The sequence below is a fragment of the Flavisolibacter nicotianae genome (genome assembly GCF_003628535.1).
In the GTDB taxonomy this organism is placed as follows: domain Bacteria; phylum Bacteroidota; class Bacteroidia; order Chitinophagales; family Chitinophagaceae; genus Flavisolibacter; species Flavisolibacter nicotianae.
The window spans coordinates 196859-220151 of the sequence record NZ_RBCI01000006.1 but is presented as its reverse complement, the minus strand read 5'-3'; the positions used below and the strand labels follow the sequence as shown (position 1 = coordinate 220151).

Below are 23293 nucleotides of genomic sequence, written 5' to 3'. Positions count from 1 at the left end.
TTCAAACAAACATTGCATAAAGGCAAAAAATAGTCAGGTACGAAATAAACGTTTATCATGAACTTCTTTGACAGGATTATCCATTTCTCCATTTACAACAAACTGGTGATTGGCTTCTTTACCCTTGCCCTTATTGCCTGGGGTATCTTTTCGGCGGCACACTTGCCCATTGATGCCCAGCCCGACATTACCAACAACCAGGTGCAGATTAGCACCAATGCACCCACGTTGGGAGCACAGGAAGTGGAGCAGTACATCACAGCGCCAATTGAACTCTCCCTTGCCAACATTCCACGAGTCATCGAAAGCCGTTCTATTTCCCGTTCCGGTCTTTCTGTTGTAACAGTGGTCTTCGACGACAAGGCAGATATTTATTGGGCACGGCAACAGGTAGCCGAACGCTTAAAAGAAGCCGAAGGGGAGATCCCACACGATGCCGGCACTCCTGTAATGTCTCCCATCTCGACAGGATTGGGCGAGATATACCAGTACGTCATCAAGCCAAAACCCGGCTACGAAAAAAAATACACGGCAACGGATTTACGGACCATTCAGGACTGGATTGTCACCCGTCAGCTTGCCGGCACACCCGGAGTGGCGGAAATCAACGGCTGGGGCGGCTATGTAAAACAGTACGAAGTGGCTGTGAACAACGAACAGTTGAATGCCATGAATGTGACCATTCCGGAACTCTTTACAGCCCTGCAAAACAACAATGAGAATACTGGCGGCTCTTACATCGAGCAGCAAAACAACGCTTATTTCATCAGGGGCTTGGGTAAGGTGGCTTCGCTTGCAGACATTGAAAAGATTGTGGTCAAAAACGTCAACGGTATTCCTGTTTTAGTTCGTAACGTGGCAAAAGTGCAATACGGAACAGCCACAAGGTATGGTGCCGTTACCTATAACGGCAAAGGCGAAGTCGTGGCCGGTGTGGTACTCATGCTGAAAGGAGAAAACTTCAATGAAGTCATCAAGCATGTCAAAGAGCGAATGGTGCAAATTCAAAAGTCCTTACCGGAAGGAATGGTGATTGAACCCTTTATTGACCGAACAGAATTGGTAGGCAGGGCAATCGGCACCGTTGAGCACAACCTGATTGAAGGTGCCATGATAGTCATTTTTGTCCTGGTGCTCTTATTAGGCAATCTGCGGGCAGGTTTGATTGTGGCATCTGTTATTCCGCTTGCCATGCTCTTTGCCGTTTCCATGATGCAGCTCTTTGACGTATCGGGTAATCTAATGAGTTTGGGAGCAATAGATTTTGGTTTGATTGTAGACGGTGCAGTCATCATTGTGGAGGCAACGCTGCATCATTTATACGGCAGAAGAGATAAGAAACTACTCACCAAGCAAGAGATGGATGAAGAAGTGTACCATTCCGCTTCCAAAATCAGAACATCAGCCGCCTTTGGAGAAATCATTATTCTCATTGTTTATCTGCCCATTCTTGCACTTGTAGGAATTGAAGGAAAGATGTTTCGACCAATGGCAGAAACAGTCGCCTTCGCCATCCTGGGGGCGTTCATACTTTCACTCACCTATGTGCCAACGGTCAGTGCGTTGTTTTTAAGCAAAAAGACAGAGCACAAGCGAAGTATTTCCGACCGCATCATCGAAGGCATTCAACGCTTCTACCTGCCAATACTTAATGCTTCATTTAAGATGAAGAAACTGATTGTTGCTGTTTCAGTAGTCATACTTGTGATTACTTATTTTGTCTTCAAAGGCTTGGGTGGTGAGTTTATCCCCACACTGGAAGAAGGTGATTTTGCGGTAGAAGTTCGATTAGCACAGGGTACGTCATTATCCCAAAGTATAGAGATTTATAGCAAGGCAGAAAAGATATTAAAGCAAAGGATACCTGAAATAAAGCATGCGATTACAAGGATTGGAACAGCGGAAATTCCCACCGACCCAATGCCAATAGAGGGAGGCGACATGATGCTTGCCATGAAGCCCAAAGACCAGTGGAAAACGGCCACCACCCAACAGGAAATGATTGAAAAAATAGAAGAAGCCTTAGCGGTGATACCGGGGCTTGCAGGCGAAGTTTCCCAGCCCATGCAAATGCGTTTCAATGAACTTATCTCTGGCATCAAGCAGGACGTAGCCATTAAAATCTTTGGCGACAATGTAGACGAATTGGTTTCGCAATCCAACAGGGTTGCAGCCATCGTTAGCAAAGTGGACGGTGTAACAGAACCCTACGTTGAAAAAGTAAGTGGGCTCCCGCAAATATTGGTTGATTACAACCGGGATAAGATTGCCCAATACGGACTAAGCATTTCCGATGTAAACATGGTCCTGAAAACAGCCTACGCAGGGAACGTTGCCGGTGTTGTGTTTGAAGGAGAAAAGCGTTTTGACATGGTTATTCGGTTGGCGGGTGACCAGCGACAGGATATGTCCCAAATCCAAAACCTTTATGTGCCCCTGCCCAACGGCGGTAAGATACCACTCAGTGAAGTCGCTACCGTAAGCCTCAAAAATGCACCGGCACAGGTATCAAGAGAAAACGCCAAGCGAAGAATATTTGTAGGCTTCAACGTAAGAGGCAGAGACGTTGAAAGTGTGGTAAAAGAAATTCAAGGCTTGTTAGCACAGAAGGTAAAATTGCCTGCCGGTTACTATATGACCTACGGCGGTCAGTTTGAAAACCTGCAAGCAGCAAAACAAAGGCTTTCAATAGCTGTTCCTGTCGCCTTGCTGCTTATTATTGTTTTGCTCTATTTCACCTTCAATTCCATTGGTCAGGCACTCCTCATTTTTACCGCCGTGCCTTTATCGGCAATCGGTGGTGTATTCGCCTTGCTTATCCGGGGAATGCCTTTCAGTATTTCAGCAGGGGTTGGCTTCATTGCCCTTTTTGGCGTAGCGGTGTTGAACGGCATTGTGCTCATTAGCCAGTTCAATCACTTAAAACAGGATGGCGTTACCGACATCTACGAACGAGTAAGGCAAGGAACGCTTATCAGGCTGCGACCGGTAATCATGACGGCTTCTGTTGCCTCTTTGGGCTTTTTGCCAATGGCAATATCAACATCAGCCGGTGCCGAAGTGCAAAAGCCTTTGGCAACGGTAGTCATTGGTGGCTTGATAACGGCTACTATTCTCACCTTAATCGTTCTGCCTAACCTCTATATTTTATTCTCCCGTGAAGGAAAAAGTAGAAATATGAAACCTATAACAACGATACCCCTTATCATACTCTTTATTGTAGCATCCCTTTTTGCTTCGATACGTACGAATGCACAAGTGAAGCCTATCACCTTACAGGGAGCTTTGAATACAGCCATGCAAAACAACCTGCAAATCAAGAGTGCCAACATCTCCGTACAACAACAAACAGCCCTACAGCCATCCGCTTTTGATGTGCCACGAACGGAATTTATGTTGCAGCAGAGCCCTTCCGATATTGGCGATATGGACAACAGCATCGGGGTCGTTCAACCTTTTTCATTGCCGGTTGTCTACCGCAACCAGGCAAAGCTCTTAAAAAGCCAAACGGAATTAGCGAAAGGGGAACGCAATGTGACTGCCTTTGAAATCACAAGGCAGGTGCAGCTTTCCTATACAAATTTTCAATTCAATTATGAGCGGTTACGACTCTTGAATCGTCTGGAAAGCATCTATCGAAAGTTTAAGGAAAGAGCCGAGTTGAGGCAGCAGGTGGGTGAAACATCGAACCTTGAAAAGTACGCCGCACAAAACAAATACTACGAAATCGGGCTACAGATAAAACAGGCGACCATTGATTTGCAAACTGCTGAAATCAGCTTGCAAAATCTGTTGAACATAAAAGAACATCTACAGCCGGTAGATACAGCATTGACTAAAGTTTCCTTACAGGTGGCTCTTGATACGACTTTCTCCAGCCATCCCCAAATACAGGTGTATGCGCAACAACTCAACGTTGCCAATGCGGAATACCAGTTGGAAAAAAGCAGGCGTTTGCCTGACTTTAGTGTCGGCTATTTTCACCAGTTTATGCTTCCGGGTTTCAATCCTGCAAACGTAAAGAGGGAATACACACCGGGAACAAGAATAGCGGGCTTTCAAATAGGCACGACTGTTCCCCTTTTCTCAAAAGCACAAAAAGCAAGAATTAACGCCGCAAGAATTAATGCAGATTTAGTGCAGTCACAAACACAGGCTGCAAAGGCAAGCCTGCAAACGCAGTACTTCGCGCAGTACAATGAGTACCTGAAACAAAAGGAGGGGTTGGACTACTATGAACAGATTGGATTAAAACAGGCAGATGAAATCATCCGTATCTCCGGGGTCAGTTACAGGCTGGGTGAAATTGGTTACGTAGAATACATTCAAAATCTCACAATGGCTTTTGATACCAAACTCAAATACCTGGAAACATTGAACCAGTACAATCAGGCGATTATTGAACTTAATTATGTAACCGGAGGAAAGTAAGATGAGACAGCATAACAACGACCATAATCTTTCAGGGAAACGTTTTCAAATAAAACAATTTATTATCAGGACAGCTTTTGTTTTGTACATAATTACGGCAGCAATGTCCTTTTCATCATGTGGCAATTCAAAAACGAAAACCACGGAGGAGACAGAAACAAAAACTGATTCAACTCAACGAGAAGAAGGGATTGCAGAAGTCACACCCGAGCAAATGAAAGCGGTGGACATTCAGTTGGGCAGCATTGAGCAACAAAACCTATCCAGTGTTGTAAAAGCCAGCGGACAGTTGACCGTGCCACCCCAAAACAGAGCCGTCGTAAATGCATTGGTTGGTGGTGTTATCCGCAGAATAAATGTCATTGAAGGGCAGCAGGTCAGGAAAGGGAAAACCGTTGTAGTAATCGAAAATCCCGATTTCATACGGCTGCAGCAGGACTACCTTACATCAAGAGACAATATTGTTTATTTAGCACAGGAATATGAAAGGCAACGCCTACTCAAGGAAGCCGATGCAGGCATTGGGAAAGTCTATCAGCAGGCATCAGCCAATTACGCAGCCGAACAATCCAAACTCCGGACCCTGGAAGCGCAGCTTCGGCAAATCCACATTAATCCTTCGCAGGTCCGCAGGGGAAATCTAATAACCCAGGTTCCTGTACTCGCTCCCATCAGCGGCACAGTGGGAAAAATAAATCTAAGTGTCGGAACATACACCGATGCTTCAAGCCCGATTATGGAGATTGTAAACAACAGTACGATCTATTGCGACTTGCAGGTGTTTGAAAGAGATATTACCAAAGTGCGAACAGGTCAGGCCGTAAACTTTGTGTTGACCAATCAGGGAGGTAAGCAAATATCAGGAAAGGTCTATGGCATCAACAAAACACTGGATACCAGTGTAAGGGCGGCAAGGGTTCACGCAAAAATCAATAATGTAGCGCCGCTAAACCTGATTGCAGGGCAGTATGTGACAGCACTGATTGAAACAGGAAAACAATCCGTTCAGGCAGTTCCGAAGGATGCGGTTGTAAATGCAAACGACAAGACATACATCTTTGTTTTTGAAGGCACAGAAAAAGAACCGGTGAAGAAAAACGCCGATGATAAAGAAGCTGACACAAAGATGGTTCAGGAAAAATACCGTTTCAAAATGATGGAAGTAATTACAGGCGTAGAAGAATTGGGCTATGTGGAAATACGATTGATTGAAGAACTAAAGCCAGGTACAAAGGTTGCGACTAAAGGGGCTTTCTATCTCTATTCCAGTATGCAAAGCATTGAAACCGATGATTTGTAAGGCAGTCACACAACAATAGAAACACCATGAGTGTATTAGTTAAGCTAATGCAAAGAGCAAGGCAGCTTAAATCAGAAGCCCAGGTGTTGATGGTTTGTAAAAAATCTGTATTTGCTCGTACAATCAGTGTTTGTAATTGATATAATGTCATTGTCAAATGAAATCAATGCGCAAACCAATTTCAACCTTTAAAACTGTCTGACCAATTTGCTAATCTGCTCTTATTGGACCGGCTTGGGAATATATTCCGCGCCGTATTCGGAATAAATATCTATAACACCCTCTTTACTGGCGGTACTGAAAACAATAACCGGAATTGCCTTAAATCTCTGATGCGATTTGATTGCCTTGAGCGTTTGCTTGCCATCCATTTTGGGCATGTTCACATCCAAAATAATCAGGCGGGGCAATTCGTTTTTCAATTGCATCTCCTTGAGCTTTGTTATTGCTTCCTCTCCATTATGAGCACTTTCGATCCGGTACACCTTGCCGGCATCTTCCAGGGCAGATTTCAAAATATCCAGGTCTTCCGCATCATCATCTATACACAATATGTTGTGATCAACATGCACAAAATGTAGTACGGCTTAAATTAAGGCAAAAGCATGCCATAAACTGCAGGTAAAGCAGCGCTAAAATCTGAAACCTTTTCATACCTGTGGGTAAAAGCCCGATACTTTGTGGAAAAAATGCCCCTGTGGTGTTCAGGGGCAAATTCTTTAGGGTAAGGGCTAATTGTAAGTTAGGGTGCAGAAACATAGGGCAGTATAACATCCAATTGCAATTGGTGTGCCGCTATCAGAAGGATAAAGATTTGTTCATGATTATCTCTTAATGGCATAACAATTGCACCTTAAATAGCATAAGTTGTTCAATTTATTTTTATTAGTAAACTGAGAACTTATGGCAGCTATAGGTATTAACGTATTTATAACTGTAAGAAAAGGCGGTCTTCGGATCGCCTTTTCGTTTACCAATATCCTGTAATCATACCAATCAAAACTTCAAGAACATTATGACCCAGTATATTCCTTTTCTTATTCTGGCAGTGGTTTTATTTATGTTACTGTATGACATCTACAAAACAAAGAGCTATCGAAGACCGAGGCAAATAATCTGGTCCATTGTTGGTGCCTTAACCCTTGCCTATATTCTTTACACCTGCAAAAGTGACAATTAAGTAGTTGGAAAAAAATAAAGAACTTGATTTTACCGAAATCAAAGGCTTGGAGCCGTAAAATCAGTTTTGAGTTCCTGGGCATTGGCGCAAGCCTGATTTATTGCTGGGCGAGCCGTGCCAAAACCACATCAATTGTTATAGATGCCAGCTTCACTGAGCAGGAAGCACTGCTGGGTATAAGCAATCATCTGAAATAATCTGTATTAAACCTTACAGCAAGTGTCAGATAAATTTAGAATGGTCGCACAAAATATTTGATCCGACAGGATCAAGTATCAATTATACTGATTTATTACTCCTATTCACTTCAGATGTTTCGCCAATTCTGCTAATGAATGTCTCGGCAATTCCTTGGGGCTAAAACAAAAAGAATATCGTGGATCAGCGCCAAAGTGTACGCGCCGATGAAGTTGGTTCTTCGTCATTTTTGGTGCAGGATTAACTGATATTCAGAAGGAGTCTTTTACGAAGAAGTGCAAAGCTGGCCCGCCCATACATTTGACGCTTGATGGTCTTTAGTTTGTTGATCTGTCCTTCCACCTGTCCATTGCTCCAGGGTAAAGTCAGTGCATTTTTGGTGGCTTCAAAATCACTCAACAATCCTCGTGCAAAACTTATTAGTTCTGGCACACCGCACTTTACAGCTACGATGATCCACTTTTTTAAACAGTGGCCATCTTTATTTTCCATCATATTTTTAAACTCCCTGGCTAGCGAGCAGGCTATTTTAGCCTCTGGCCACCGGGTACACAGACGCTTGAGCAGTTTTGTTCCCTCGAGGACAAATCCTCTAACTTTTTAAACAATAGCAACCGGATTTTTGAGGGAAGAAAAAAGATGCATGTGGGTGCCGCATTTGAGAGTAAAAGCACCTATAGTTCAAGGCAAAAAGTAATAATAGCCTCTTTCGCCTTTTCTTTTTTCTCTTTTGATGCGTTCAGCCTTCAAGGCCATGTCAAGAAAAGCAGAGAAGTATTGTTTTTTGGATGTGTGGTTTTTTAAATGCTCTTCTCGTTTTTCCAACACCTCTATGATTTCAGCAGACCGGAGAGGCTTGCCTGCCTTTTCCAATACAAATACAATTTTCGCCACCCAGGTCCAGTCTTTTCGGTAGCCATCATCGGGGTTTTCATAGCTGGAAAGCTTTTCTTTGAGCACTTCGTGCTCTTTTTTCAAGCCTTCATAGCTTTCATAGACCTCCTTGAGGACAGAATACTGCACGTCGAGCTGACGTTGCTTTTCTTTGAGCAGTTCATCCACCTGTTTTTTGGTAAAAAGCTTTTCCTCCATCCTATTTTTCCTGCGATAACGCACGTTTTCTTCCATCATTCTCCTTTTAATAATTTATCCACAATGCAGCACAGCATCATTTTTCAATGGCACTCTCATTCAATTCTTATCGAACTCTGATCGAAATCTTATTCTGCTCTTATCCGTTTCTTATTGAATTCTTATAACCCACCAGATGCCTTCCTCGTAGTGTGAACAAAAATACTTGCTCCCCAAGGCACATGCTAATTATTTTAGCATTATTTATCAACAAATCTCCTATGAAAAAGCAAAGCCAAGCTGAATGGAAAGGCGAAAATCCGCTGAGCGTTGTGCCGAAAACCAGACCCTCTTATGAAGACATTCCGCTCGTCAATCCAAAGAAAGAACCCCTCACCCCTGCCGTTTTACGAACCTTTAAAGGCTTTGACGCCATCTCGTATGAAGAAGCTGAAAAAATATGTCGGACCTCGCTATTGCTTGCTCAGGTGCTGCTGGAATTTCTTGCCACAAGAAATACCACCTACATTGATAATCAACATGTTGTATATTCGAGTGGTGAAAACGAAGTGCCAGTAGTAGAAATAAACAGCCCAACATCAAAACCAACTAAAAACAAAGCAGCATGAGCCTGGAAGCCTTCAAACAATTTGGACACGCCTCTTCTCTTAAAGTCATTACTGGTAACCTGAAAAATGCAGTGATCTACACCCGTGTCTCCTCCAAAGAACAGGCAGACAATAACCTCTCCCTTTCCTTTCAGCTGAAGACCATCGAAGAATATGCCCAAAAGCAGGGACTTTCCATTCTTGGTTACTTTGGTGGCACCTATGAAAGCGCCAAAACCGATGGCCGCAAAGAGTTCCTGCGAATGCTGGAGTTCATCAAAAAGCATCGTGGCAAAGTGTCGCACATCTTGGTCTACACCCTGGATCGTTTCTCCCGCACCGGTGGCGGAGCCATTAAACTAGCGCAAGACCTGCGGGAAAAATATGGCGTGTCGGTCTTTGCCGTTACCCAACCCACCGATACCTCCAATCCCAGTGGGGTGCTGCACCAAAACATTCAGCTCCTGTTTTCCGAGTTTGACAACCAACTGCGCAAGCAAAGAGCCGTAGCCGGGATGAAGGAAAAGTTCCAAAAAGGTGAATGGGTCACCCGTGTGCCACAGGGCTATGATATTGTCAAGATCAATGGTGTTCGCAAGATTGTGGTCAATGAAGAAGGAAAGAAGCTTAGAAAAGCCTTTCAGTGGAGAGCCGAGGGCATGAAAAACGAAGAGATCATTCAACGGCTACGGGCGATGGGTGTCAAGATGTACAAGCAACAACTGACCAAAGTGTTCAAGAAGCCGTTTTACTGTGGAATCATCAATCACGGCATGCTGGATGGACAGGTCGTGGAAGGAAACCATGAGAAGCTGATTTCTAAAGAAATCTTTCTGCAGGTCAATGGACTGCACAGGGCTGCGGCCAACTACGGGGTACCGCATAAAAAAGAGCTGGATGAAGTGCCGCTAAAAGTGTTCATCAAATGTGAGGATTGCAAAGAACCATTTACAGGATACATCGTAAAAGCAAAAGGGCTGTGGTATTACAAATGCAGAACCAAAGGGTGCAAGTGCAATAAAAGTGCAAAGAAGCTGCATGCAGCATTTGAAGAACTACTCAATACTTACAGTGCTGACCCTAAAATGTCAAAGGTGATTGCTTACCAGATCGAGCACTTATTTGAGCAGATGAACAAAGAAGGTATCGAGCAGGAAAAAGCCTCCAAAGAAAAATTGGCTGAGGTATTGAGGAAGATTGATACCATAGAAGAGAAATACTACGTACTCGAGGAAATGAGCAAAGAAAGCTTTGAGAAGTTCTATGCCAGGTATACCAAAGAACGGGAGGAAATCAATGAAGTACTTCAAAAACTAACACCTCAGATTTCGAACCTGAAAAAGAGCATCGAAGAAGCACTCGCCTTTTCCACCAAACTTGCTACCCTGTGGACTTCCAGCCCAGTGAGCACAAAAGAAAAGCTCCAAAAGCTCATCTTTCCCCAAGGAATCATCTATTCCAAGAAAAAGGAGGGGTTTCGAACCGAAAAAGTCAATTCCTTTTTTGCCCTAATTGCAGATGCAGCAAAGGGTTCAGCGGAAAAGAAAAAGGGGACAGACAAAGGTTTGCCTTGTTTGTCCCCATCAGCGGAGAGAGAGGGATTCGAACCCTCGGTACAGTTGCCCATACAACGGTTTTCGAGACCGTCCCATTCGACCGCTCTGGCATCTCTCCAAAGTTGCTCATTAAAAAGAGTAGTGTAAGCTGCTGAGGGGAAAAAGTGTGAACCTACCTCCCACTCTACGCGTACAAAAATCAATAATTTTCAAAGCCTGCCCACAAGTCACTCATTCATTTTTTACGCATTGAACATCACCCGATAAAAGTACTGATTTCATCCTTCTAAACGAACTACTAAACGTATGTCAAGGCTTGAGCAAGGATAAAATTTGAGGACGGATCTAGCATAAATTAAAAGAAGAACGCAAATCCACCTTGCAGGTACGGAAAGCTGGGTATGAGCCCCTCCGTATCCACAGCCAATGTTTCAAAATCAGTCACCCCCCTGCGACCCGGGAAGAGAAATGACGAACTCCGAACCTTTCCCTTCGGTTGACTGTACGGACAGTGTGCCGCAGTGTCCCTTTGTGATAATGTCATAGGAAAGCGAGAGCCCTAAGCCAGTCCCTTCCCCGGTTGGTTTGGTTGTGAAGAATGGCTGAAAAACTTTACGCATTGTTTGTGGCGACATGCCCGTTCCGTTGTCCTCTACCGATATCAAAATGTTGTTTCCTTCTTTCTTTGTGATGACCCTAATAATTGATTCAAAACGCCCATCCAGTTTTTTCCTTTTCTCGTTCACGGCGTAAAAGGCGTTGGCAAACAGGTTCAAGAGTACCCTTCCAATGTCTTGCGGAACGACCGCAAACGGGCCGATTGCCTGGTCGAATTTGGATTCTGTGGTTGCGATGAAATCCTTGTCCTTTGCTCTCATTCCCTGGTAGCTAAGGCGCATGCATTCTTCTGCTAGTTGATTGATGTCTGTTGGTTGTTTCACGCCAGTGCTGCCCTTTGCGTGCTGCAACATACCTTTTACAATGTTGTCGGCTCTTTGTCCGTGGTGGGCAATCTTTTCTTCGTTTGCCGCAAGGTCATTGGCAAGGACTTTTACTTCCCCAAGGTTTCCCTTTTCGATCTCTTCATCCATCTCAACAAGTAGCTCTCTGTTAACAGTGGAGAAATTGATAACGAAGTTTAAGGGGTTTTGTATTTCGTGAGCAATACCCGCCGTGAGTTCACCGAGGGAAGCCATTTTTTCGGCGTGAATAAGCTGGGCTTGTGCTGCGCTTAATTTGGTCAAAGCCTCTTCTGCTTTCTTCCTGGCTGCTTTTATTTCTATCAGGTCCTGCTCTGCCCGCAAGGCCAAAGCCTCTGCTTTTTGCAAATCCAAAAAACGGATATAGGCTTGTTCAAAAACACGGGCAAACCGCTTTATGATGTCCTTTTCCATTGCCGACAACGACCTGCCTTCAAAGTCATTTACAACTATCATTGAATTTTTGGTAATCGCCAGCGAAATGGTGTACCGCTCACTCTCCAATACCTTCTTTTTAATATCAGCAGGAATAGACTTTAAGCCGGAAACTGCAAATTCAAATTCATAAAAACGGTTTTTTTCTTCCCGGCTGTAGGTTTTTGAAAAAAAGTCCAGACCCTTTTGGTAGGCATCAACGCGGTCGTTGAAAATCGGATGGTCAAAAAAGATCAGGCGGAAGTGAGAAAGCACTAAACCGTCTTCGCCCGACCCGCAGATATACACCTCTGTATCTTTTGACCCCTCGATGAAGATATTGATGCTTGCCGACGACACGGCGATTTCCAATTCCCGCAATTGTTCAAACACGACTTTAATCACCGCCGTAAATTCCTCGCTTTTATGTACGGCCAAAGAGCGGCTTCGCACTTTCTCCAGGGCGGCTTCTATCCGGCCTTCTCTTGCCTGCGCTTCTGCTTTTTTGAGGTCAAGGAACCGTGTATAGGCCTGGTCGAATACTTTGGAAAACCTGTTTAGTGTTTCCACCTGGTCTTCGGCCAGTGGTTCCACGGTCGAGAGATGCAGCCCACCATAACCATAAAAAGAAAAAGAGAGAAAAACTTTTTCGCTTTCGTTGAATGTCCTTTTCACATTAAGCGGAAAGCCTGCGAGGTCCGTTTGCATGAAAATGTCTTTATTGGTCATTTTTTTATCCTCTCCTTCCAATGTATAGACCCATATTGGTTTTCTTTCCTTCCAGGCCAGGAAAGCGGCTTGAAACAGGGGCAAATTCCGGAACGGTACCCAGTATGATTGGGGAAGGCTTGTTTTGTGAAACGGGGCGACCCACCAGGTGGCACCGTGCGGCTCCTCGCGCATGATCCAGAAAATGCAATTATTGAGCGAGAATTCAATTCGCGTTAGCTCTTTCTGTACCGTGTCGATCAACACCGCCAGCTCCTCAGAGGTTTGCATGGCCATTGCCCTTGTGCGCACTCTATCCAGGGCCGCCTCTATTTCAAGTTCACGGCATTTGGCCGCCAACTCTTTTTCCAACGTTGCCCTTTGTTGAACCAGCAAGTCTACGTTCTGCGTGTCCATGCCAACTTATTGGAGAAGTGATAAAAACTAACTGTCATTCGTCTGCCCTGCGTATCGATTTATGATTTGCCTTCTATCCTTTACCAACAATTCGAGATCGCCAAACGAAAAGATACAAATTACTTCTTATACGAAGTGTAAGGCTTTAAATTGAATACGAGCAAAGGATATCTACCTCTTTTGGATGAACGAAAACAGGGCCTTCGATTTGCCAGGTCAGGTGAAGCACACCGGAATTATTTATTTACAGATTTAACCAGCTTAAATCTAAACCATTCTCCTACTGCGTCCCAAAGCCGGGTAGTTTGCCCTGTCACATCTTTTGTTTTTGCAAGCATAAATAGTTAGTAAAGAGCACCTTACCTAAAATGTTCACGTCCCTCAGTATCCGCGTCTGTTGTTTCGCCTTCACTCCACCATCCCTGTATTCTAATCCGTCCGCAACTTGCAGGGCACCTGATATTTTTGTCGTTCTAAAACAAATCTTGCCGGATCAAGGGACTGATCTTTCGAAACCAGCCCACACGCACTGCCGCCTGTCTGGCCAAAATTTTTCCCCGCATTAGAATTAGATTAGAATCCGGTCGAAGGCCATTGTTATCGTTTAGTTTTTGAATTGATTTGTAAAAAATTCCAGGCTGTAAAACTCAACCGAAACGTTACGCAAGGCCGTTGGTGAAGACTGAAGGATCCCGCACACAGTTTTACCAGCTTCCAGCTAACGGGCACACTGCGAACCATCCTTTGAACAGGATCAGCATGCGGTCTGCACCGGTGGAGTGAACAGGTAGCCTGTTTCAACATAAACTGCCATTGAACTAAACCTGAATGTTGGGCAACCGGTCTCATACTGTTTTCATTTTTCTGCTTTCGGTGTCGATCATAATGGCCCGTCCCGTTCTCCTTTTCCTTCCTTCTGCTGTTCAAACATACCTCGTTCAGGAAGTGAAGACTTATGGGTTCTCAAAAACCTTGCGGAAACGCAAAGAGACGAACAATACCACAGACGAACTCGCATTAGCCGAGTTTGAAGTGCAAACATTCCAGTTTTTACCAATACAGCTCCTGCTTTCAACGCTGCGCAGCTGGCAGCACCGCTTACTTCTGTTGCTTTCATTTCTTTTTGCATATTTGCTCGCCTCAAACAGAAGCATCAGACGGTATTTCGATCTTCGTCCCCAAAACGATCGATATAAAACCATTGCCGTCTTCCTGATTTGATTCTGATCGAATATTCCGAAACGAATACTTTTTTCAGAATTAAATCAAAACTTCATGAAGCGAATCGTAATTGCTTTTTTCCTGTTTTTTCATACCTGTCTTTTTGCACAATCGAATCTTTACCGTTTATCCGACCTGCTGCAAAAAGTTGAAACCACGTATCCGTCTATTAAAGCCAGGCAGGCAAGCATCAATGCTGCCAATTATTACCTGCAGGCCGCGAGAAAAGATTTTTTACCCGATGTAATTGCCGGTCATCAGTACCAGTATGCCACCGACAATGGGCTGGAAGGCTCGTATTTCTCCAATGAAGGAACCACCGTTTCCACCTCCGGCGGCATGCGTGACCACAATATTTACCAACCGATTTTTGGTAGCTTTACCACGCTACAGGTCAACTGGCATGCTTTTGATTTTGGCAAGGTCAGGGAGTCGGTAAAGCTGGCCGAATCGAGAGTTGACCTGGCGAAAGCCGATTATGCCAACGCCGTTTTTCAGCAACAGGTTCGGGTGGCCGATGCTTACCTTCTTTTAGTACTGAGCCAAAAACTGGTTTCTGTCCAGGAAAAAAACCTGGCCCGTTCCAAATCCTTCCGGGAATACGTGTGGAGCCATACCAGTGCAGGCCTCCTGCCCGGTGTGGATTCGTCTGCTGCCAATGCCGAAGTAGCCAAAGCCGAACTGGCCCTCCTGCAAAGCCGCCAGTTTGTGGAGCAACAAAAAAACAACCTGGCACAATTGAGCGGCATGTCTGCAGACAGCATCCGGATTGACACGGCTTACCTGCATAAGATCCCTGCTTATGTATCCGGCGAGTTAGCGGTGACCAGTAACCCGCTTTTAGACCTCCAGCGAAAGCAGCTGACCACGCAATACAACCAGTTGCAGGTGTTGAAAAAATCGGTATTGCCGTCGGTAAATGTGGTCGGCATTGGTTGGGCACGCGGCTCCGGCATTGACCGTGTCACCAAAGAATACAGCAGCAGCCCTGGCGACGGCCTTGCCTACCAGGCCTACAACTACATGGCGGGTGTGGCGCTGAAATGGAACATCACTTCTCTGGTCAAAAACAAACAGCAATACCTCGGTGCCGCACAGGAACTGGAAGCCACCCGGTATAAGATGGAAGAGCAGTCGGCCATCCTGACCCGGGAAGTGCGGAACGCGGAGTTGCAATACCAATCGGCGCTGCAGCAAACCAAAGTAGCGCCGCTGCAATACACGGCAGCCCTGGATGCCTACAATTTGTCCAATGCCCGCTACCAGGCCGGTCTTGCTTCGCTCAACGAAGTGATACAGGCCTACTACGTGCTGAACCGTGCCGATGTGGACAACGCCGTTGCCGTGAACAATGTATGGCGTGCCCTCTTGCAGCATGTAGCAGCCACCGGCTCTCTCCCGGAACTCACTTCACAATTGCCTTAAGTCAACCTAAATCATTCATATGAATTTGGTATCTGGTGCATTAAAAAGACCGATCACGATCATTGTACTCGTCTGCAGCTTGTTGCTCTTTTCCCTCGTTGCCATACGCAGTATCCCGATTGATATTTTTCCGAAACTGAACCTCCCGACCATCTACGTCATTGAATCGTACGGCGGCATGTCGCCGCAACAGATGGAAGGCTTTTTTGCCACCCGCATGCAGGATCAGTTCCTCTATGTAAATGGCATCAAAAGCATGGAGAGCAAAAACGTCCAGGGATTAACCTTACTGAAATTATCCTTTTATGAAAACACCGACATGGCTGAAGCGTCGGCGCAGATTGCCCTGCAGGTAAACCGGGCCATGAAGTTTTTCCCGCCCGGCGCCCTGCCACCCCAGGTGATCCGTTTTGACGCGTCGTCGCTGCCTGTTGGTGAACTGGTGTTTTCCAGCAAAACCAAGTCGCTAAAGGAAATCTATGACCTGGCCACCACCCGTGTGCGTCCCATGTTTGCCAGCGTTCCCGGGCTTTCGGCGCCGCCGCCCTTTGGCGCCAACTCCCGTTCGGTGGTGGTGAGTGTCGACCCCGACAAGCTGCGCAGCTACGATCTTTCGCCGGATGAAGTGGTGGAAAAGATTGCCAAGACCAACGTGATGTCGCCTTCGGGCAATCTACGCTCCGGTAACACCATGTACGTCACTACCATCAACACACTGGAAAAAACGGTGGACGATTTTTCGGCCATTCCCCTGAAATCAAAAAATGGCGCAACGGTATTTTTGAGTGATGTCGCCAAGGTAGCCGATGCCGCTGATGTCACCGTGGATTATGCCCTGATCGACGGTAAACGTTCGGTGTACATCCCGGTAGTAAAAACCGCCGACGCTTCCACATGGGACGTGGTGCAAAAACTGAAAGGTAAACTGCCCGAAATGCAAAGCCTCCTGCCCGATGATGTGCAGTTAAATTATGCCTTCGACCAATCGGTGTTTGTGATGAACGCCGTGAAAAGCCTGATGACGGAAGGCGCTTTGGGTGCGGTGCTGACAGGATTGATGGTGCTTTTGTTTCTGCGCGACTGGCGCAGCAGTGTCATTGTAATTATCACCATACCGGTTTCCATTCTCATTACGGTTTTACTGTTAAAGATGGCCGGGCAAACCATCAACCTGATGACCCTGAGCGGTCTTGCACTGGCTATCGGTATTTTGGTGGACCAGGCAACGGTGACCATCGAAAACATTCACCAGCACCTGGAAGCCGGCAAAGGTTTGCGCCTGGCCATTTTTGATGCCTGCCGTGAAATTGCGTTTCCCCTGCTGCTGATTTTGCTTTGTATCCTCGCCGTGTTTGCGCCTTCATTCATGATGCAGGGCGTGCCTAAGGCCATGTTCCTGCCCCTGTCGCTTTCCATTGGCTTTGCCATGATCATTTCCTATTTCCTGGCGCAGTCGCTGGTACCGATCCTATCCAACTGGCTGTTGAAAGAGGACCATTTCAAATACGTGCACGGAAAACACCACGCACATGCCGGCGAAGCGTTGGATGAAGATGAAGTTGAGCAGGTGAACCACCATTTGGAAGAGGAAATGAAACACCCGGAAAAAAATGACTTTTTCGAACGGGTCAAGATGTGGTTCCTCAACAGCCTGAACCGCCTCGTTCCCCGGCGCAAGACCATTCTTCTCTTCTATTGCATTGGCACCATCGGGCTGATTGTGCTTTGCATGAACCTGATTGGACAGGACATGATGCCCCGCACCAACAACGGCCAGTTTCAAATCCGCCTGAAAGAACCCGACGGCACCCGGCTGGAACAAACCGAGGCTGCCCTCAAAAAGGTGCTGCGGATTATTGATACAACCGTTAACGGACATGTCGCTGTGTCGTCGGCCTATGTGGGTTTGGTGCCAAGCAGTTATGGCACCAGTAACCTTTACGTTTTCAACAGCGGCACACACGAAGCGGTGTTGCAGGTGAATTTGGACGAAGATTATAAAGTGAATATGGACGAGCTGAAAGATGCGCTGCGCAAAAACATTCAGTCCCGCCTGCCCGAAGCCAGGATTGTTTTCGAGCCCATCGACATGACCGATAAGATCATGAGCCAGGGTGCGGCCACACCCATCGAAGTTCGGGTGGCCGGCAAGGACATGGCGCGAATTCAACATTATGCTGATACCCTGGTTCGGCAGTTGAAACAGTTGTTTTACCTGCGGGACGTACAGATTGCCCAGCCCTTGCAGTTTCCGAACATTGCCATCAACATTGACCGGTTTAAAGCCGCACAATTTGGCCTGAACATCAGCGATGTGGCCCGTTCGGTAACCGCCAGCACTTCTTCGAGCCGCTTTACCGAAAAGAACCAATGGCTGGATGAAAAAGCAGCCTATACATACCAGGTGCAGGTGCAGGTTCCGGAGTACGTGATGAGTTCGTTGGATGAACTCAAAGAAATTCCGCTCATCAAAGGACAAAACCGCCCGGTGCTGGGCGATGTGGCCACGTTCAGCATCGTGAACACACCGGGTGAATATGATCGCAGCGGCCCACGCCGTTTTTTAACCGTCAATGCCAATTTGTATATGACGGATCTGGGCACGGCCACCCGTGACGTGCAGGCCATCATTCGCAAAATGGGCGAGCCAACAAAGGGAATTGTCATTTCACTCAAAGGCATGTCGGACTTGCTGACCGAAACCCTGGGCAGTTTGCAGACAGGTTTGGTGTTTGCCGTGATCGTGATTTTTCTTTTGCTTTCGGCCAACTACGAATCATTCAAACTGGGCGGCGTGGTGTTGTTTACTGTACCGGCCGTTGTTTTGGGTTCGCTGCTCTTGTTGCTGGCGACGGGTTCTACACTGAATCTTCAGTCGTACATGGGCATGATCATGTCCATTGGTGTGTCGGTGGCCAATGCCATTTTGATTGTAACCAATGCAGAGAAGCTCCGGCTCGAATATGCCAATGCAGCAAAGGCCGCAACCGTCGCCGCAGCCATTCGCCTTCGCCCGATCCTGATGACCAGTTTGGCGATGATTGCGGGCATGATCCCCATGGCTTCCGGCCTTGGCGAAGCCGGCGAACAAACGGCCCCGCTGGGAAGGGCCGTGATTGGCGGCCTGGTGGCTTCTACCCTTGCCGCCCTGTTCATTTTACCACTCGCCTTTACCTGGGCACAACACAAAACCTCATTGAAATCTCCCTCCTTATTACCGAAGATGAAAATCATGAAACAAAATACCTCACTGGCGCATCTGAGCCTTTTTATTCTTGCCATCTGTACGCTTTGCCTTTCGTGCAGCAGCAAACAAAAACCGGTTGACTTAACCGTCAAAGCCGCACACACCGAAACGAAAACGGAATGGACAACGGTTGCGCAAAGCAGCATGTCTTCCTCAATCAAGCTGCCCGGCGAACTATCGGCTTTTGAGTCGGTTGATATTTTTCCAAAGGTCAGCGGCTTTGTGAAAGAAGTATATGTCGACCGCGGCAGCCTGGTGAAAAAGGGCCAGGTGCTCATGACACTTGAAGCCCCGGAAATTCGGCAGCAGGTGCAAACAGCAGTGGCGAATTTAGCCAAGACAAAAGAGCTGTATCTGCTCAGCAAAGAAAAATACGAACGCCTTCTGCAAGTCAGCAAAACGCCCGGTACGGTTTCTCCCTTCGACCTGAGTAGTGCCAAATCGAAAATGGAGTCCGATGCTGCCAGTTTGCGAGCCGACGAATCGAATATTTCTGCCTTGCGCCAGGTGGAAGGTTATTTAACCGTACGTGCACCATTTAGCGGCATGATCTCCGACCGGAATATCCATCCCGGTGCCCTGGTAGGGCCTTCCACAAAAATTGGTGATAAACCCATGCTCTCTCTGCAACAATTAGACAGGCTCCGGCTGGTCGTCAACGTGCCCGAATCGGTGGCTGCCAACATTGACCCGAAAGAACCGGTGACATTCAGCTTGTCGGCCCATCCGCAAAAAGAATTCAAAGCAAAAATTGCCCGCCAGTCAGGGGTCATCAGCGCCGCCGTGCGTTCCGAAGCCATTGAACTGGACGTGCCGGGCAACCGTGGTGAAATCAAACCGGGTATGTACGCCGAAGTGCGGTTTCCCATCACTGCATCGGGCCAGGCTTATGCCGTTCCTACTTCGGCGATTGTGCATTCCACCAAAGGAGTTTACCTGGTTGGCGTGGACAATGCCCATAAAGCAAGGTTTCTGCCGGTACAGGAAGGCATCACCTCTGGTGACAGTACAGAGATTTTTGGTCAACTGACAGCCGGCCAAAAAATTGTGCTGCACCCGTCAACTGAAATCGAGGAAGGTGTTTCCATCCAATAAACCAAAAGCCAGCCGGTATTAAAAAATTTCAGGTATGAATTTTTTGTTGCGGCTGCTTTCAATTCAGGTTTCCGACGTTATGCTGACGTTTTCCTTTTCTTCTTATGCTGCTGCATAGGAACGGAAGCGAATGCAGCTTGCTGAAGCACTTCAAAATTACCTGGCTGACAATGAGCAAAACTGGGACTGGATGATCGACTACCTGAAAGATCATCCAGCAGTTTGCGTTCCGTGTTTCCTGAATTATACACGGTAGAAAGAACAAATACCCGCTTTCAAAAACGGGAGCTGAAACAAAAGGTCCAAACCAAGAAAGAATTTCCAAATCACGAAGTGGCGCGGTCGTGCAGTAACTGCCGACAAGCATAAATTGAACGGTTTACATCAAAGGCTGGTAGGGTCTAAACAAGTATCTGTCCCGGTTCAGCCTGGCAGGAAAACCAGAATCCTGCTTTGGGAATTTGTTGATCGAAGCCCGCCGCTCTATTGCGAATAGATTTAAGATCGTAAGGGATCAAGCGTCCCGAAGCCATAACGGAGTTTGACAGCAAAATCGGCACTGATTCCAGGGTTTATTTTCGTTGCCTGGCTTTCCCTGCGGTTGCATTGCTGCGCAAAAGGGCCTGCAAAGGATGAAAGCACGACGCTTGTTTTGTTCAGGAACAAAGAGAGCCTGCTGTAGAAACAGCAGGCGTTTGAAAGTTAAGAACAATCTTCGCTTGATTGTTATGCACAAAGAAGGGTTACCTGTTTGAATAAAATGTTACCAAATCGTAAACTCTCAGTAAACTCTTTCTCCCCGCTATCAAAAGGCTCGCCTGTCACCGGTTGGGAATTGTATCTTGTTGAAATGACCGTTTAAATGCGGCAGGCTGGTCCTCGTCGCAATGTCGACAATTTCCTTCCAGAAGAGAATCATTTCTGTTAAATGTTTGAACAGCATTTTAGGCAAAGACGTTGGTAAGCAGGAGGTAAGCTCCTGTTTACCATTTCTGTTTTCCAAGGTAACCATAAGGAAACATTGACTTAATGATTTGGTAATATAGACCGCATTGTTTTGTGCATTCGCTACAAAACGTGAGAACGTCATGAAAGTTAAGTTAACAATCTGGGCCTTGATGCTCTTTGTAAATTATGCAGCAGTTGCCCAACAAGCACCGGTGGCTGCCGACAGCAGTTTTAAGCCGTCCGGCAAATTATGGGGCTATTCCTTCGGTGATTATTACTACAAGGCGCATGCAGATGCGCTGAACCGCGGCGGAGCCAACCAGTATTCGAACATTGAAGCTGGGCGTAACGCCTTCCAGTTCCGTCGCATTTACCTGGGATATAATTATGATATCCATCCAAAGTTTTCGGCAGAGTTGTTATTGGCGGCCGAAGACAACAATGTAACCCGTACCGGTGCCGTGAGCGGAGACCTGCTTTCCAATAACAAACTTTCTTTTTATATCAAACTGGCCAATCTGCGCTGGAAGAATATCTGGAAAGGCACAGACCTGGTCATTGGCCAGATTTCCACGCCGACATTTTCGCTGGTGGTTGAGCCGATCTGGGGCTACCGCTCGATCGAAAGAACCATGCTGGATGTACGCCGGATTCCTTCGTTTGACCTGGGTGTAGCACTGCAGGGAAAATTCGATCCGGGCACGGATAATTTCGGCTATAACCTCATGGTGAGCAACGGCAATGGCGCACGTCCGGAAAACGACAAATACAAATGGTTTTCGGGTGATGTGTATGCGAAATTTCTGGACAAGAAACTGGTGTTTGACCTCTATGCCGACTACAATCGCCTGAACTGGTCTCCCGGCTTCCATCACGAAAGAAATATCGTGAAAGGTTTTGCCGCTTACACAACGCCGGCCTTTACGCTGGGCGCAGAAGCCTTCATCAGTCACGGCCAAAAAGATGTGGTTGGCGTACAGGGTCCGCTCAACGATACACTGACGGCAAATGCACAAGGCCTGTCGACGTTTGTGAGAGGCAACGTGATAAAAGACAAACTGAACTTTTTTGCACGGGCAGACTGGTTCAACCCGGATGTGAATTACGAACAGGGCAAATACGAAACGTACAAAGGGTTAACATCCACTTTCGAACCCAATAACAAAGAAACGTTTCTCACTGCAGGGTTGGATTTCACGCCGATGAAAAATGTGCACCTGATGCCAAACGTGTGGTACACTGGCTATAAAAGCGAGCGAACCAGTGCGACAGGCACGGCAAAGCACGATTATGACCTGGCCTACCGGGTGACATTTTTTTATGTATTTGGCCGATAATAAACGAACTACTTCATACCACAAATTCCAAAAAGATGAACAGCAAACATGTAACAGTCAGGAGAACGATTTATGGCTGCTTTTCTGTACTTGCCTTTTCACTGATGGCATGTAACAGCGGAGATAATTCAACGCCGGGACAAATGGCCGAGAAGACCGGAGATGCCAATACATTGCTCGGCGCCGGCAGCACCTTTGTCTACCCCTTGTTTTCCAAACAGTTTTCAGAATACAACAAAGAAACGGGCTTAAAGATCAACTACCAATCGATTGGTTCAGGTGGCGGCATTCTGCAACTGACGAACAAAACCGTTGATTTCGGTGATTCGGATGCGCCTCTCAATGAAGAACAAACCCAAAAAATGGGCGTGCCTGTCCTGCACATCCCGATGTGTTCGGGTGCCGTTGTATTGAGCTACAATCTTCCGGAAGTGAAAGACACGTTGAAGCTGACGCCCCAGGTGCTGGCCGGCGTTTTTTCCGGTAAGATCAAGACATGGAACGACCCGCAAATTGCGTCGTTAAACAGCGGCGTTTCACTTCCCGCTACACCTATCGTCGTAGCGCACCGCTCCGATGGCAGTGGTACTACCAACATCTTTACCACTTATCTTTCAAAGGTCAGTCCCGAGTGGAATACCAGCCCGGGTAAAGGCTCGTCGATCAACTGGCCCATCGGCCTGGGTGGCAAAGGAAACGAAGGTGTTGCAGGTCTCATCAAACAAACACCGGGAGCCATTGGCTATATTGAGCTTGCCTATGCGGTTCAGAACAAAATGGCCTTTGCCAAAATTCAAAACAAGAGCGGCAATTTTATCACGCCAACTGTAGCCTCTACCAGTGCGGCCGGCAACATTCAACTGCCTGCTGACGCCAAAGTATCGCTGACCAATACCGATGCCGCCGAGGGCTATCCCATCAGCGGTTTTACCTGGGCATTGATCTACCAGGAGCAGGGCTACAACAGCCGCTCGCAAGACAGGGCGACAAAACTGGCAAAACTGCTTTGGTGGAATATTCACGAAGGACAGAAATTTTGTGAGCCATTGCACTATGCGCCGCTCTCCCCTGCCGCGGTTACCGTTGCAGAAAACATCCTGAAGTCGGCAACATTCAATGGCAAACCCATCCTGCAATAAGGTTAAACGCTCATTTCC

Annotated in this window: 13 protein-coding genes, 1 tRNA gene and 1 pseudogene; 9 read left to right on the top strand and 6 right to left on the bottom strand. The window is 46.7% G+C overall.

Annotated features, from left to right (window positions below):
• The first annotated feature begins 57 nt into the window (after window positions 1–57).
• Both D6024_RS17315 and D6024_RS17310 read left to right on the top strand, forming a co-directional pair.
• The gene (locus D6024_RS17315) at window positions 58–4431 is read left to right on the top strand and encodes a CusA/CzcA family heavy metal efflux RND transporter (RefSeq protein ID WP_121355974.1); all 4374 of its coding nucleotides are present in this window, start codon (window positions 58–60) and stop codon (window positions 4429–4431) included.
• A 1-nt stretch (window position 4432) separates the two neighbouring features.
• Window positions 4433–5731 (top strand): efflux RND transporter periplasmic adaptor subunit, encoded by a 1299-nt coding sequence (locus D6024_RS17310; protein ID WP_121355973.1) that lies wholly within the window; start codon window positions 4433–4435, stop codon window positions 5729–5731.
• A gap of 221 nt (window positions 5732–5952) precedes the next feature.
• Here D6024_RS17310 and D6024_RS17305 read toward each other — a convergent pair whose 3' ends face one another.
• Window positions 5953–6303: a response regulator gene (locus D6024_RS17305; RefSeq protein ID WP_121355971.1), complete on the bottom strand. Its 351-nt coding sequence runs from the start codon at window positions 6301–6303 to the stop codon at window positions 5953–5955.
• Between the two features lie 631 nt (window positions 6304–6934).
• Here D6024_RS17305 and D6024_RS26795 point away from each other — a divergent pair.
• Window positions 6935–7108, top strand: coding sequence for a hypothetical protein (locus D6024_RS26795; RefSeq protein ID WP_162944836.1), 174 nt, complete (start codon window positions 6935–6937; stop codon window positions 7106–7108).
• A gap of 241 nt (window positions 7109–7349) precedes the next feature.
• Here the strand turns inward: D6024_RS26795 and D6024_RS27305 are convergent, their stop codons facing one another.
• Window positions 7350–7664, bottom strand: a complete 315-nt coding sequence (locus D6024_RS27305) for a transposase (RefSeq protein WP_262670725.1) — start codon at window positions 7662–7664, stop codon at window positions 7350–7352.
• A gap of 126 nt (window positions 7665–7790) precedes the next feature.
• A complete protein-coding gene (locus D6024_RS17295) occupies window positions 7791–8240 on the bottom strand; it encodes a hypothetical protein (RefSeq protein WP_162944835.1) in 450 nt (149 codons plus the stop codon).
• Between the two features lie 221 nt (window positions 8241–8461).
• On the opposite strand from D6024_RS17295, the gene D6024_RS17290 reads away from it, so the two are divergent.
• On the top strand, window positions 8462–8809 hold the full coding sequence (locus D6024_RS17290) for a hypothetical protein (protein WP_121355968.1): 348 nt from the start codon (window positions 8462–8464) through the stop codon (window positions 8807–8809).
• A pseudogene (locus D6024_RS27630) lies at window positions 8806–9576 on the top strand (recombinase family protein); the annotation flags it as partial. The gene D6024_RS17290 and the pseudogene D6024_RS27630, both read left to right, overlap by 4 nt.
• A gap of 799 nt (window positions 9577–10375) precedes the next feature.
• Here D6024_RS27630 and D6024_RS17270 read toward each other — a convergent pair.
• Both D6024_RS17270 and D6024_RS17265 read right to left on the bottom strand, forming a co-directional pair.
• Window positions 10376–10462, bottom strand: a tRNA-Ser gene (locus D6024_RS17270).
• Between the two features lie 319 nt (window positions 10463–10781).
• On the bottom strand, window positions 10782–12863 hold the full coding sequence (locus D6024_RS17265) for a sensor histidine kinase (RefSeq protein WP_240410069.1): 2082 nt from the start codon (window positions 12861–12863) through the stop codon (window positions 10782–10784).
• 1275 nt (window positions 12864–14138) lie between these two features.
• Between D6024_RS17265 and D6024_RS17255 the strand changes: the two genes are divergently transcribed.
• Both D6024_RS17255 and D6024_RS17250 read left to right on the top strand, forming a co-directional pair.
• On the top strand, window positions 14139–15509 hold the full coding sequence (locus tag D6024_RS17255) for a TolC family protein (RefSeq protein ID WP_121355961.1): 1371 nt from the start codon (window positions 14139–14141) through the stop codon (window positions 15507–15509).
• 19 nt (window positions 15510–15528) lie between these two features.
• Window positions 15529–19851 carry an efflux RND transporter permease subunit gene (locus D6024_RS17250; RefSeq protein WP_121355959.1) on the top strand — a complete coding sequence of 1441 codons (4323 nt, stop codon included), beginning with the start codon at window positions 15529–15531 and terminating at the stop codon, window positions 19849–19851.
• A gap of 805 nt (window positions 19852–20656) precedes the next feature.
• Here D6024_RS17250 and D6024_RS17245 read toward each other — a convergent pair.
• A complete protein-coding gene (locus tag D6024_RS17245) occupies window positions 20657–20941 on the bottom strand; it encodes a hypothetical protein (protein WP_121355957.1) in 285 nt (94 codons plus the stop codon).
• Here D6024_RS17245 and D6024_RS17240 point away from each other — a divergent pair.
• Together D6024_RS17240 and pstS are read left to right on the top strand one after the other, a co-directional pair.
• A complete protein-coding gene (locus tag D6024_RS17240) occupies window positions 20940–22136 on the top strand; it encodes a hypothetical protein (protein WP_121355955.1) in 1197 nt (398 codons plus the stop codon). The two genes, D6024_RS17245 and D6024_RS17240, sit on opposite strands and share 2 nt — an antisense overlap.
• A 35-nt stretch (window positions 22137–22171) precedes the next feature.
• Complete coding sequence (gene pstS / locus D6024_RS17235) at window positions 22172–23275, top strand: phosphate ABC transporter substrate-binding protein PstS (RefSeq protein WP_121355953.1); 1104 nt, start codon at window positions 22172–22174, stop codon at window positions 23273–23275.
• The last annotated feature ends 18 nt before the right edge of the window (window positions 23276–23293 follow it).

What these genes read in the sequence shown, in the direction of transcription:
- D6024_RS17310 (WP_121355973.1), top strand. Translation starts at nt 4,433, where the DNA reads ATGAGACAGCATAACAACGACCATAATCTTTCAGGGAAACGTTTTCAA.
- D6024_RS17315 (WP_121355974.1), top strand. Translation starts at nt 58, where the DNA reads ATGAACTTCTTTGACAGGATTATCCATTTCTCCATTTACAACAAACTG.
- D6024_RS17245 (WP_121355957.1), bottom strand. Translation starts at nt 20,941, where the DNA reads ATGACGTTCTCACGTTTTGTAGCGAATGCACAAAACAATGCGGTCTAT.
- D6024_RS17255 (WP_121355961.1), top strand. Translation starts at nt 14,139, where the DNA reads ATGAAGCGAATCGTAATTGCTTTTTTCCTGTTTTTTCATACCTGTCTT.
- D6024_RS17295 (WP_162944835.1), bottom strand. Translation starts at nt 8,240, where the DNA reads ATGATGGAAGAAAACGTGCGTTATCGCAGGAAAAATAGGATGGAGGAA.
- D6024_RS17240 (WP_121355955.1), top strand. Translation starts at nt 20,940, where the DNA reads ATGAAAGTTAAGTTAACAATCTGGGCCTTGATGCTCTTTGTAAATTAT.
- D6024_RS17250 (WP_121355959.1), top strand. Translation starts at nt 15,529, where the DNA reads ATGAATTTGGTATCTGGTGCATTAAAAAGACCGATCACGATCATTGTA.
- D6024_RS17290 (WP_121355968.1), top strand. Translation starts at nt 8,462, where the DNA reads ATGAAAAAGCAAAGCCAAGCTGAATGGAAAGGCGAAAATCCGCTGAGC.
- D6024_RS17265 (WP_240410069.1), bottom strand. Translation starts at nt 12,863, where the DNA reads ATGGACACGCAGAACGTAGACTTGCTGGTTCAACAAAGGGCAACGTTG.
- pstS (WP_121355953.1), top strand. Translation starts at nt 22,172, where the DNA reads ATGAACAGCAAACATGTAACAGTCAGGAGAACGATTTATGGCTGCTTT.